The sequence below is a fragment of the Geomonas anaerohicana genome (assembly GCF_016458305.1).
Taxonomy (GTDB): domain Bacteria; phylum Desulfobacterota; class Desulfuromonadia; order Geobacterales; family Geobacteraceae; genus Geomonas; species Geomonas anaerohicana.
In genome coordinates this window covers 1-13,183 of sequence record NZ_JAEMHL010000022.1, presented here as the reverse complement: position 1 = coordinate 13,183, position 13,183 = coordinate 1, and the positions used below count along the sequence as shown (strand labels likewise).

Sequence of the window (13,183 nt, the reverse complement as noted above, 5' to 3'; positions counted from 1 at the left end):
ATGAACCAGCTACCGTTACTGAGCATATTAACCTTCACACCGCTGATCGGGGCGATACTGCTCCTCTTTGTGAACAAGAACAGCCACGGCGTGCTCCGTAGCATCGCCATGGCGGTTACGGTGGTGACGTTCGTCCTCTCGTTGCCCCTGATCACCGGGTACAACGCGCCGGGCAGCGACATCGGCGGGTTCCAGTTCCTCGAGAACATCCCCTGGATCGCGGCCGGTCCCTTCCAGATGAGCTACCATCTGGGCATCGACGGCATCAGCCTGTGGCTGGTCATCCTGACCACCTTCATCATGCCCATCGCCATCCTCTCCACCTACACGGCGGTTGAGGAGAAGGTGAAGGAATACATGATCTGCCTGCTGCTCCTCGAAGTCGGCATGATCGGCACCTTTATCGCGATCGACCTGTTCCTCTTCTACATCTTCTGGGAGATCATGCTGATCCCGATGTACTTCATGATCGGTATCTGGGGCGGCAAGAACAGGATCTACGCAGCAGTCAAGTTCTTCATCTACACCGCGGTCGGTTCGCTCCTCATGCTGGTCGCATTGATCAGCCTCTACTTCAAGGCGGGCGGCGGCGACTTCAGCATCCTGCGCTTCTACCAGCTGCACCTTGACCCGACCACCCAGATGTGGATGTTCCTGGCCTTCGCCCTGGCCTTCGCCATCAAGGTCCCGATGTTCCCGCTGCACACCTGGTTGCCGGATGCCCATACCGAGGCACCGACCGCCGGCTCCGTAATCCTGGCCGCCGTCATGCTGAAGTGCGGTACCTACGGTTACGTCCGTTTCGCAATGCCGCTGTTCCCGGATGCCAACGCACAGTTCACCCCGCTCATCGCCACCCTCTCCGTGATCGGTATCATCTACGCATCGCTGGTGGCCATGGTGCAGCAGGACGTCAAGAAACTGGTTGCTTACTCCTCGGTAGCCCACCTGGGCTTCGTTATGCTGGGCGTGTACGCCCTCAACCAGCAGGGTGTCACCGGCGGCATGCTGCAGATGCTGAACCACGGTGTTTCCACCGGCGCATTGTTCCTTATCGTCGGCTTCATCTACGAGCGTCGTCACACCCGTCTCATCACCGACTTCGGTGGTCTGGCCAAGCAGATGCCGGTCTTCGCCACCATGTTCATGATCGTCACCTTCTCCTCCATCGGCCTGCCGGGCACCAACGGCTTCGTCGGTGAGTTCCTGGTGCTCCTGGGCTCCTTCGAGAGTGGCCTGCGCTGGTACGCCATCATCGCCACCTCCGGCGTCATCCTCTCCGCCGTCTACATGCTCTGGATGTTCCAGCGCGTCATGTTCGGCGAGCTGAGCAACCCGAAGAACCAGACCCTGAAGGACCTGAATGCCCGCGAAGTGGCCATCATGCTGCCGCTCATCTTCCTCATCTTCTTCCTGGGCATCTACCCGCGTCCGATCATCGACACCATGGCGCCGTCCATCGACAAGATGATCGCGCAGACCAAGGTTCAGAAGCAGGTAGCACAGGCAGCAATGCCGGCAGCTATGGCACTTCCCCCGGGTCACATGGCAGTACCCGAGGCAGGTGCGGCACCCGCCGGCATGCCCGCAGGTCACCCGGCGATGCCGGAAGCAGGTGCAGCCCCTGCCGGCATGCCCGCAGGACACCCGGCCATCCCCGCAAACAACGAAGCAAAATAGACCGCTTAGAACTACTGACGGAGGATTATAGATGGAAACAATTGCTATGCCGGCCATAAACCTGGCAGTGATCATGCCTGAGATCCTACTCTCATGCATCGCCATGGTGCTGCTGCTCGTCAACGTCTTCGTGCCGGGCAAGAACAAGGCCTACCTCGGTTACCTGAGCATCATCGGCCTTGCAGTGACCGCGGCGAGCGCGGTGGGCGGCTGGGGGCCGTCGGTATCAGCGTTCAACGGATCGGTAGTGCAGGACAACTACGCAATCTTCTTCAAGGTCATCTTCATCATCTCCGCCGGCCTTGCCATCCTCATCGCGGACCGCTACATGGTCCAGGAGGATTGCAACCAGGGCGAGCTCTACCCGATGGTGCTTTTCGCCACCGTCGGCATGATGCTGATGGCATCCGGGACCGACCTCATGGTCATCTTCCTGGGTCTTGAGCTCCTCTCCATCCCGCTGTACATCCTGGCAGGCTGGAACCGTGACAACCTGGCATCCAACGAAGCGGGCCTCAAGTACTTCCTGCTCGGCGCCTTCTCCACCGGCTTCCTGCTCTACGGCATGGCGCTCACCTATGGCGCCACCGGCAGCACCAAGATCCAGGCCATCTCCGCCTACGTCATGGGCAACCCCGGTGTAGCCAGCAACCCGCTCTTCATCGTGGGCATGCTGCTCATCGCAGTCGGCTTCAGCTTCAAGATTGCCGCCGCACCGTTCCACATGTGGACCCCGGACGTCTACCAGGGCGCACCGACCCCGATGACCGCCTTCATGTCCGCCGGTCCGAAGGCCGCAGGTTTCGCAGCCTTCATCCGCGTCATGATCTTCGCCTTCCCGATGCTGAGGGCTGAGTGGAGCGACCTGCTGTGGGTTCTCGCCGTACTGACCATGACCGTCGGTAACATCATCGCGCTGTCCCAGGACAACGTGAAGAGGATGCTGGCCTACTCCTCCATCGCCCATGCCGGTTACGCGCTGGTAGGTTTCGCCGCCGTCAACGCAGAAGGTGCAGCAGGCATCCTGTTCTACATGCTCTCCTACGCCTTCATGAACATCGGCGCCTTCGGTGTCATCGTTCTCATCACCAAGAAAGGCGAGATCAACGGCAACGTGCAGGATCTGGCCGGTTTCGGTCACAAGAAGCCGCTTCTGGCAATGGTACTGAGCATCTTCCTGTTCTCCCTGGCCGGCATGCCGCCGACCGCCGGTTTCATCGGGAAGTTCTACCTCTTCAGCGCCGCCATCAAGGCCGGTTACGTATGGCTCGCCATCATCGGCGTACTGAACTCCGCAGCGTCCTTGTACTACTACCTGCGCGTCATGGTCTTCATGTACATGAAAGACCCCACCGAAGACTTCGAGTGGGCCGGTGCCACCCCCGCTATCGCAGTATGTCTGCTGGTAGCCGTAGGTGCCACCCTGGTTCTCGGCGTAGTCCCGGGCACCGTCCTTGAGCTGGCGCAGAAAGCCGTACAGTTCTAAGACGAGCTAAGGTTATAGAAGCAACAAAGAGGGCACCCAACACCGGGTGCCCTCTTTGCGTTTTATGAACCTTTCAAGTCCACCCCCTCTCCCTCCGGGAGAGGGGCAGGGGTGAGGGCGCAGCGCCCCGAGGCGTACCCGTAATCCTGTAGGGGCGAATAATCCTTCGCCCGTCCACCTCACTCACCTCGCACGGCACGACCCAACAAAAACAAAGCGCCCCACCCCTGCGAAACCTTGCCCACGAAGCGTTGCCGCACCCCTCACGTCCCCCCCCTTTAACGAAGGGGGGACAGGGGGGATTTGCCTTTGGTCCACTAGCCTGTACTCCTCTTGATAATATCCAGCCAATGGGTTACGGTGATCAAACTCCCCCAGGTTGTGCGGGACGGGATTGATGCCTTGATGATGGAAATACGAATAGGCGGACCAGTACGAGGAAATTGGCCGCACTACTCGAAGCTTTCCGGCACGGAGCATCACTGTCACGTTAGAAAGGGGAGGCCGACATATGTGGCTGTATGGCGAGAGGATAAACGCGAAGTCCGATTGGTCGAGGTGATATATGCGGGCACTCACGAACAAGCCCCGTACTGAAAAGCAGATAGAAGCACGCTTCGAAGGAACCTATGCCGAGATGGTGAAACTGCGCAGGATGGCGCAGGCTCTGAGGGTGAGGGATCTCACGGAGTGGGCATTGGAAGAAAAAGAGGTCTACACCCCTGAGGAAGTATCGCCGGAGTTGGCATGGAACGGCGGCGGAGTAGCCATCCGTGGCGCACGCGGCAAAGAGGGGTTGACCCAGAGACAGTTAGCCGAACTGACCGGTATAGCGCAGCACCATATCAGCGAGATGGAGAATGGCAAGCGCCCCATCGGCAAGGAAACCGCAAGAAGGCTGGCCGACGCCCTCAATATTGATTACCGCGTATTCTTGTAGAAACACGGAAACTTTCCGTGACCCTCCACGTGTCAGATGTACGCTGTCCTCCTGATTTGACACCCGCCGAGCCCTTGGTACATTTCCATCTTCACGCCCCCTCCCAAAGGAGGTTCCAAGATGGCCGGTTCCCGTCAGTCCCACCTCCGCCGCGACCCCTTCCAGCGCCCCACCCTCACCCCGGGCCCTCTCGGCCACAATGATGCCGCTGCGCCACACCGACAAAACCTCCTACTCGCCGACACTCCGGGCCCGTTAGGAAGAAACGATGCAGCAGATCCTTCACGACATGCCTTTGAAAAAGTAGCTTCACCGCTTTCCCAAAATATAGAGAGGGTTTCTCTTGGACGGGTACAGACTATAGCAATTGAAATCACAACGTATTTCGAAGGTGGCGGTTATTCAGCCCTAGCAGGTAATTCTGATGGCCAAGGTATTTCATTCGGGCTGTTACAGTGGAACTTTGGCCAAATGACTCTTGGTCCGTTACTTAAGAAGATGCTGCTTAAAGATCCCTTGAGCTTCGAGGGGTGCTTTGGGAAGAATATGGAGTACGAAAATTTGAAGACGGCGATTAGTTCTAATGACAAGACAGCACAGTTGCTATGGGCCAAACGCGTGAGTGCAAAAAATCAGAATGAATTTAGAAGTTGCTTCAGGAAGTTGGCGGAGGTAGAGGTTTTCAAGGACATACAAAATAAAGAGGCAATCGAGCAGATACATCCGTTAGTGATGCAAGTAATTAAAATCCTAAGAGCAATGTTTCCGTCAGCGTTCCATAGGATACAAGTGAGAACATATGTTGCGCTGTATGATTTGTGCGTGCAGCAGCATAGCATAAGCAAGGTCAAGACGGAGATATTAAGGCAAGTCCGATTGAAAAAGGCCACAACACAGCTAGAAATAATGAAAATTGTGGTCACAGAAAGAGGGCGCATTGCAAGAGCTAGGTACGCTGCGGATTGCATCAGTCGAAGAATGGCTATACTGACCGGTTCCACATTTCGTTCAGATGCCAATGGACTTAGCGTAGAAAGAAAAAATCCAAAGTTATCGCTCTTGTCTGTGTCGGGGGGGATGTATGTTGATATCTAGGGCAATTGCAGCGTTGGTGGTGCAAATTGGTGTGATCTCTCCATCATGGGCAACTGAGAAGGCCACACCTGCAGATTGTTCATTAGGAGTCTGCGCAATAAACATATTGGCAGATGACTTGATGACATCTCCATGTTCCGGGTATTCCGGAATCATCGCCTACAGTCAATCCTCTGATGCAACTCTTATCCAGTGCTCCTCCCCGACAAAGGAATCGAAAATACTGATATATAGGCGCGGAAACAAAATGGGGGAAACGTATGAGCTTGAAGATGGGCACTTCTTCAAACCTGAGTATCTGGCAGAGCAGGCAGCAGACGCGAAATCTGACGGCCTAATACCTGTGCCAGCCTGTGACATCGCAAAGCAGCGGAAAACTGCTGGATTGATAGTCGGAGAGAAAGAACCTACAGGTTCAGAGATTACCCCTTACTGCTACCGCATCTACTACATAGATGCATCAGCCACAGCGTTGCACGTAACCAGAGACGATGGCTACAAAGTCCCGCCGGCATCAAAAAAGACAGTAGCAAAATGGTCTGCCCTGCGCCGCAAACTGACAGCTCTCATCAAGCCTTAGCCATGCCCGAAGAATTTCTCACGTAAACCATGTCCTATCCCTTTCATCCCCTTCATCCCTGTTAGTCATTTTCTAGTTGTAAGCGTAGGAAAACATAAGAGAATCAGGCAGAAGGTTGCCCTCAGCCCACACCTTGGTACATTTACACGCACTCCGCCTTTTTTCCGCACAGGGCGGAGAGTGTAAAGGTGAGGCTACAGCCCTGGCAGAGTGGAGCAGACGATGACACCGAGAGCCATCATGCTTGCGGTAGTGGTGCAACTTTCTCTGGCTACAATTGCGTATGCCGAAAATGGTCCCGAGATAACTGGGAAGTGGGTGAAAGTAGGAGCTGACGCTGAGGATTGCGCTTGCGGAGATTGCATAGACATCCGACTTGAGGGCAAGCTCGAACCTTTTTGCGTGGAATCAAACCAGATTTACCTAAACGTCCGATACCAGTTTGATAAACGGCAAGGCAAGGTCTACGTATTCTTTGACAGTGTGCTGGAAGTAGGAACTGGTGGGGCAGCTTTGCCTTGGGACAAGTACGACAAGCAGGAACCTTTGGCTGAGCTGGATGTGAGCAACGTCCGGAGGGGAAGGATGCTTATGAAATGGTTTGGCTTTAAGAGAAAGGATAACCCTCAGGAGCGCTATGTCTTCGGAAGTGATTATAGTGGCATTTATCGACGGCCTGGTGCCGAGTGAGTACGGATTCTGCCCGTTTTCGGCGAGGTGCCAATCGGTCAACAGATTTTCCTTTTGGATCTCGATCCATGACTGAACGAGCTTTACTGCTGCCCAATGACTACACCCGTTTATGCCTCCCACCGGCGTCCAGCAAAGCCTCGGGATGTAGTAACGCAATTCTCAGCAGCACTCGCGCCGGGCCTTCCGGCTTGCGACGCCCCTGTTCCCAATTGCGCAGCGTCCCGACGCTGATTCCGACGAGGTTTGCAAACTTGTCTTGGGACAGCCCAAATCTTTCACGCAGAGCACGAACCTCCGTTTCAGGAAAGTCAAAAGAGCGGGAGGGTTCCGTCTCCCCTTTCATTATCGCTGCACCCTGCTTCACACTTTCCAACAACTCCTGGAAAAGTTCATCGCTCATGGATATTCCCCCTGAAATACGGTACGTCATTGGAGCATGGGCGTAAACCTGGCAATGATTGCGTCCCGCTTTTAGGTCCTGGAACCCAAGCCTTAGGGAGACCTCCGTTGCCCACCGGCAGTAACTCGCAGTTATCCCTTTTATCCCTTTTATCCCTGTAGATCGCTTCTCTTTGCGCCTTTGCGGCTTTGCGTGAGATGCCTTCAGGCCTTCCTCCAAACCCCGAAGGTGGACTCCGAGAAATACTGACCTGTCGCTTGACATCTTTTATTAGTGATTAATAATGTTGGCGTCCATCCAACCTCATTTATGGAGGCCATTATGCTCGTTCCTAAGCACGACCTGTCAAGTCTCACGAAGTTATCCGACGGTGATCTCATTCACGAAGTGCGAACCTTTGCTGGAAGGATAAGGGGGCACGCAGCCTTTCAAGACGTCGGGAAACATGTCCCGGTGGCAGAGACGTTTGATTCGCTGGCGGATCTCCTGGGGCAAAAGTCAAACGCCGCGAAGCATGGCGACAAACTCATGGCGGAAGAGAGGGACAATACTCGCGAAGAGATCTTTATGAAGGTCACCTTCGCCTGCCAGCACTCAGTTATGTTCGCCACGTACCACAAAGACCCCTCGCTGATGGATGTCGGCTACGACTTAAGCCACAGGGTCTATACAACAAAACCGGCAACCGCCTCCGTGCCCGGGCAGCCGACCAAGGTGGAACTCAAGCCAGGCCCCAAGGGGTCCGGGATCTACTATGTCCTGGTGAACAAGGTTGCAGGCATGGGCAGCCTCGAGGTTCAGTTCACGGAAACCCCCAACGATGAATCCTCCTGGAAAAGCGCGGAGAGAGCCTACAAGTGCAAGGTGGAAATGAAAGGCGACCTGGTGAAACGTTACTACATTCGGGCCAGGTACCACAACAGCGCCGGCTACGGGCCGTGGTCCTCCGTTGTCGACATCGTGCTGAGTTAGCCCTCCAGTTTGGTGCGGCTGCAGAATTCAACTGCAGCCGCACCCCTCACCGAATCCCCAAGAACCCACTTCATCCCTCCAGAAGCCAAGACCAATTCTCGCGCAGGGGCTGTCAGCGTTGCCAAAGCTCAAGAACCAAGCGGGTTCTCCTACATCCTCAAGAAAGGTTGAGCCTCCGGTGTCGGGAGAAAATTCAACCCCCCAAAGGCTGAGCTTCCGGCCTCTTCAGTAAATTGCAAACGCCAGAGGCTGAACCTCTGGCCTCGCCAGTAAATTGCGAGCGCCAAAGGCTGAGCCTCCAGCGCCGGGAGTAAATTCAAATCGCCAAAGGTTGAGCCTCCAGTGTCGGGAGTTAATTGAAAACACGAAAGGTTGAGCCTCCGGCCTCGGGAGTAATTTCAGAACGCAAAAGGCTGAGCCTCTGGCCTCGCCAGTAAATTGAGAGCGCAAAAGGCTGAGCCTCCAGCGCCGAGAGTAAATTCAAATCGCCAAAGGTTGAACCTCCAGCGTCGAGAGTAAATTGAAAACGCCAGAGGTTGAGCCTCCAGCGTCGAGAGTAAATTGAAAACGCCAGAGGTTGAGCCTCCAGCGTCAGGAGTAAATTCAAATTGCCAAAGGTTCAGCCTCCAGCCTCGTCAGTAAAATCAAAATGACAGAGGCTGAGCCTCCGGTTTGGCCAGTAAATTCAAAACCCGAAAGGTTGAGCCTCCGGCGTCGGAAGTAAATTGAAAACCTAAAAGGCTGAGCCTTCGGCCTCGTCCGTAAATTCAAAATCTAGAAGGTTGAGCCTCCAGCCCCGCTAGTAAATTGAGAACGACAAAGGTTGAGCCTCCAGCCCTGGCAGTTATCCCTTTCATCCCCTTTATCCCTGTAATCGCACTTTCTTTGCGCCTTTGCGGCTTTGCGTGCCCAAGGTTAGATGTTGATTCTGCTTTATTAAAGCCAATCTATGTGCTAATTGTGTGTTTACGATTTCCCCTTCAGGAGTTCCGTAAAGTCACATGGCACGAAGACCGCGCACCAGCCCCATCGAAGATCTCATTATCATCGCCAGCAAATTCCCCTGGTGGGTTTCCGTCATCCTTGCCCTTGTCTCGTACGTTATTCTTCACGCAGTCGCCGCCCGGCCAATAATGCCGGCCACTGCAGCACCCGGACAGATGGGTGACGCGGCGGTCAAAGGCCTTTACATCGTCCTTGCGATGTTTGGGCAAATAATCTTTCCTGTCGCATTCCTCTTTGCAGCAGCTCTCTCTGCGTATAACTCTGTAAGACAGCGCAAGCTCTACGAAACCGTCAAGTCCCGCACGGATGTCGCATCGTTGAACGAAATGAGCTGGGGCGAGTTCGAAAACCTGGTGGCCAAGCACTTCAAGCGGAAGGGCACTGAGGTCCCGCGAGAGGGTGGGAACGGACCGGATGCAGCGTCGATTCTACTAAAAGGAAGAGAAGGGAGTAAGTGGCCGAGGATACGGCAGGTTGCTGTAAACTTCTAGGTGCTTTTCCCGTATTTCAATAGTTGAAGATATTACGCAGACCAATAGAAGAGGTGTGGGAATGGATTTACTTAATAGACTCACAGATTACAGAAATATCAATCTTGCATTCGAGAGAACAAAAAATACCCATATGAACAGGGAGATTTCTTCGAATCATGAACAAGACCTCTTTGAAGGTTGTACTCCAAAAATATATACGTACATTAAGGAAAGACTGAAACAACCAGATAAATTTCAATTCTTGCCGATAGAAATCTTAAATAAGCCTAAAAAGAAAATAAATGAGACATGGGTTATGAGGCCACTCGCGAGAATAAGTTTCTTCGATGCAGTAGTTGCTCAGTGTGTTTTAAATGTTATTTCGGAATTTATTTCACCTCTTTTAGCCACGGAAAATTTCGGATATAAAATACAGAATACGAATTCAATTTATTTCTACCAAAGATGGCAGGAGGGTTATTCAAAGTTTGTAGAACAGGAAATAAAGGCTCTTGATGAAACATCACATTACAAATATCTAATTGAATTAGATATCGAACAGTTTTACCCTTCGATAAATCACCAAACTTTGCTTTCTGCAATTTCAAAGCACATTGTAAAACCTAATCTTGAGTATGGTGACATACTACTCCTGTGGTTAAAAAAGATATTAAATATCCCACAGGTGGATTACAAAGGTGAGAGGATTGATATTCAGGGATTGCCTCAAGGCACATTGTATTCCCCCATATTAGCAATGTTTTACTTAAAAGATGTATTTAGAACGCTAAAAAATAAAGGTTTGTTGACCAGATCTAAATATTTTGCATACGTGGATGACTTCAGATTTTACTTTGAGAGAAAAGCACAAGCAAATAAGACATTCGACAGTCTTAAAAAGATTTTGCGTGTCGAACTTAGTCTTAGTGTAAATGATTTAAAATCAAAGGTAGTGCGACTAGACGACAATAAAAAACTTGAAGCCAAACTAATGGGAAAAGCGTCGAATTTGAATAGAGCAATAAATGACGACGTAATATTGGCCGTAGATGGCAATGTAAAAATGAAAAACAACCTTTTGAACTTACTAGACGAAGCTAAAAAGGTATTTGGTAATGAAAATGATAAGTTTATAGAAAGACTGAATAAGTTTGTAAGCTATCGAGTGACGAGGCTTATAACAACTTCTGAAGAGTGGAATAAAGGTTATGACCGAATCACAACTGATGAACTTCTTGGATCTAACTTAGTTGCAATGCTGCATGTATTATTTATTACCACAAGTACGGTAAGAGATCGGCAACGCCTTTTAGACCTTTTTGAGAAATTGGCAACAGAACCACAATTTGAAGAAATTTCATATGTCAGATACTTAGCTTTCCAGTATCTGTTCAGGTGGTCTCCATCCGAACTTCGCTTAAGCAACATTAGACGTAAAGAGATAGTTGCACTGCTTGAATCAATAACAAGCAAGCCTCTTTATCTTAAAGCTGCAATGTCACGGTGCCATGAAGAGTGGTATAGGTATTTCAGAGAGTTGGTAAACGCAAGGCCGTTATCAGCAGATGACCGTGAACTGCTAGCAGCATTGCATGTAATACACAAAAAAGACAGTCCTTATCTCCCAACTCTGTACCAAAAGAGGTCAGTTACTCCGCGCCTGGTTCAGAAAGATAATATTCTTAGATACACAATATTTTCACCTTATTGGGAGGATCCGGGGTATTTACATGATGAAAAGTTTAAAGGTGTAAGCTACAGGTTTTTTAAACACAATAGAACCAATTTTAGAACATTTCTGCGAAAAGAGGTTGCCACTGGTGCAAACAGTTTATGGGAGGTGGGGGCATCGCTTAGCCACGAGACAAAACGCAGGATACTTCATAAAGTATTCAATTGGCTAGCCATACAGCAATCAAGCAAATCGTTGATACCACACAGCGTATTAGATCCACATTATATTTGGGTAGATGAAAAAAATGACCAAGTAACATTATACGGTAATCCTGGTTATCAGAATGAACTCCTATACTACCAGTCTCCTTCAAAAATTTGGCGCTCGGCTATCGGAAACTTATTTAAATGCCTCTTTGAAGTCGAAGTGCTTGGCAATAATGTTAAAGCCCTTCCGTACGGCCTGACTTTTTGGCAGTTCCGATTGTTGCAACTTTCAAAAGCAAACGGGCTAAGCCTGAAAAAGTATACAGAGTTGGCCCTCATTATACTTACTGACACAAGTGACAGTAACCGATCAATCATAGATCCCTCATACTTCGAGACTTCGAAGATTGTACATCATTACATAAATGACGGTGAGTTAACGGACAAACTGTTTAGGGTAATTCGATATGTTGAAAATAGTTGGAAGCATGGATCCAAAGATTGTTATTTTTATACTCTTCATAATCAAGAGCATGCACGTCAATTAGTATCCGCAATCCATCTAATAATTGAAGAATCCGGTTTTTGTATTTATCTTAACAAAAAAGAAATGTTCCGACTTTTAACTGCATGTTATTTGCACGATATCGCGATGCTTTCACCACCTTCTTCTAAAGCTATTTATGACAAAAGCAGTATAAATTTCACCAACTTGTCTAGGGATATGTCTCGACTGCCAGTAATTAATCCTAAAAATTTATCTGACAAACTAAATTATAAGCTTTTATTTGACGTCCACAAAGGCATTGAAAATTTTTACGAAAGTTTAGTTCGCGACCGCCACCCATACGTGTCCGAACAAGAATTGAACAGTGACTACCCACAACTTCCACTGTCTGTCGCTGAGAGGCGAGATGTCGGCATTATTTCAGCGTCACATGGATGGTACAAATCTCAGTTTAAGAGTTTACTTACTGACGACCTTCATGATGGTCGGCATCCATTAAACTTAAAGTTGCTTTCGTTGTTACTCAGAATTGCTGATCTCTGTGATGTTAGTAGTGAACGCGTATCTAGAGAGGTCATTGACAGAAATTTCCAAAGAATGAATGATATTTCAATTTTCCATTGGGCAAAACATCTGAGCGTAGAAAGCATTAGAATTGAGAGGACTGAGCCTTTATCAACAAAAAGTACGACCGTAAAAATTTGCATCTCCCATAAGTATTTACCAAATATGCATCTGGAAGAGGATTCAATTAAAAGCAAATGCGAATCTGTATGCAAAATACCCTCTGCTACAAATGTCATATCTAAGTTGTGTGGTGAAAGCAAAGACAAATGCAGATTCCATTGCATATTTATAAATGCGGCATACAAATGGTTCTTTGAGGAAATAAACTTTATAAACGATTATTTCCAAGATAAAAAAATTCCATTAAAGCTGGAACTAGACATAGTACTTTCAGAGCATAAGTGTGATGACCTTATTATTGTGAAAAATAGAAATGAAACAATTTGGGCTCAAGAGTTTTTGCGGAACTTCTTTTTAGGCTAAAGGGCCTTTAAGAGAAAAGGAGTCAGGGGGACGCCCATGAAATTATGGGGAGGCAGGGGGACGGAGGCAGGGGGACGGTGTTGATTAGTTGACTTTAAGGCGTTGGCTGGTAGGCTGGGGTGCATGCCACGAGCCGCACGCCTTGACATAGCCGGCGTCCTTCAGCACGTCATCGTCAGGGGTATAGAGCGACGTGACATCTTTCTCGATACCTGTCGATCATTTTACCGAACTCCTCGTAAAGATGGAGATGGACTGTCTTGCCTGGGCTTTGATGTCCAACCACCTTCACCTGCTGCTTCGGCCCAGCCAAACCAACCTCGCCCGCTTCATGCGCGGGAATCTGGGGTCACCCATTAAAGGCTGTCGGTCAAGGGCAAAAAAGTTCCCCTATGCAAGAAAAGAGTTTTTCTAGCATTG

Annotated in this window: 10 protein-coding genes; 9 read left to right on the top strand and 1 reads right to left on the bottom strand. The window is 50.1% G+C overall.

All coding sequences use genetic code 11. The features are described from left to right. The 6 genes from JFN91_RS21080 (at nt 1) to JFN91_RS21055 (ending at nt 6,471) form a co-directional block, all read left to right on the top strand. Nucleotides 1-1,680 (top strand): NADH-quinone oxidoreductase subunit M, encoded by a 1,680-nt coding sequence (locus JFN91_RS21080; protein WP_199391122.1) that lies wholly within the window; start codon nt 1-3, stop codon nt 1,678-1,680. 31 nt (nt 1,681-1,711) lie between these two features. Beyond that, the gene (locus JFN91_RS21075) at nt 1,712-3,166 is read left to right on the top strand and encodes an NADH-quinone oxidoreductase subunit N (protein ID WP_199391121.1); all 1,455 of its coding nucleotides are present in this window, start codon (nt 1,712-1,714) and stop codon (nt 3,164-3,166) included. A 565-nt stretch (nt 3,167-3,731) separates the two neighbouring features. Then, nucleotides 3,732-4,106, top strand: coding sequence for a helix-turn-helix domain-containing protein (locus JFN91_RS21070; RefSeq protein WP_199391120.1), 375 nt, complete (start codon nt 3,732-3,734; stop codon nt 4,104-4,106). Between the two features lie 120 nt (nt 4,107-4,226). Continuing rightward, on the top strand, nt 4,227-5,201 hold the full coding sequence (locus JFN91_RS21065; RefSeq protein ID WP_199391119.1) for a hypothetical protein: 975 nt from the start codon (nt 4,227-4,229) through the stop codon (nt 5,199-5,201). Beyond that, nucleotides 5,188-5,781, top strand: a complete 594-nt coding sequence (locus JFN91_RS21060) for a hypothetical protein (RefSeq protein ID WP_199391118.1) — start codon at nt 5,188-5,190, stop codon at nt 5,779-5,781. Before JFN91_RS21065 ends, JFN91_RS21060 begins: the two co-directional genes overlap by 14 nt. 222 nt (nt 5,782-6,003) lie before the next feature. Further along, nucleotides 6,004-6,471, top strand: a complete 468-nt coding sequence (locus JFN91_RS21055; RefSeq protein WP_199391117.1) for a hypothetical protein — start codon at nt 6,004-6,006, stop codon at nt 6,469-6,471. Between the two features lie 100 nt (nt 6,472-6,571). Here the strand turns inward: JFN91_RS21055 and JFN91_RS21050 are convergent, their stop codons facing one another. Further along, nucleotides 6,572-6,874, bottom strand: a complete 303-nt coding sequence (locus JFN91_RS21050) for a helix-turn-helix domain-containing protein (protein WP_199391116.1) — start codon at nt 6,872-6,874, stop codon at nt 6,572-6,574. 321 nt (nt 6,875-7,195) lie between these two features. Between JFN91_RS21050 and JFN91_RS21045 the strand changes: the two genes are divergently transcribed. The 3 genes from JFN91_RS21045 (at nt 7,196) to JFN91_RS21035 (ending at nt 12,763) form a co-directional block, all read left to right on the top strand. Next, nucleotides 7,196-7,846: a hypothetical protein gene (locus JFN91_RS21045; RefSeq protein WP_199391115.1), complete on the top strand. Its 651-nt coding sequence runs from the start codon at nt 7,196-7,198 to the stop codon at nt 7,844-7,846. A gap of 1,001 nt (nt 7,847-8,847) precedes the next feature. After that, complete coding sequence (locus JFN91_RS21040) at nt 8,848-9,342, top strand: hypothetical protein (protein ID WP_199391114.1); 495 nt, start codon at nt 8,848-8,850, stop codon at nt 9,340-9,342. 61 nt (nt 9,343-9,403) lie between these two features. Then, complete coding sequence (locus JFN91_RS21035) at nt 9,404-12,763, top strand: RNA-directed DNA polymerase (protein WP_199391113.1); 3,360 nt, start codon at nt 9,404-9,406, stop codon at nt 12,761-12,763. Nucleotides 12,764-13,183: the final 420 nt, after the last annotated feature.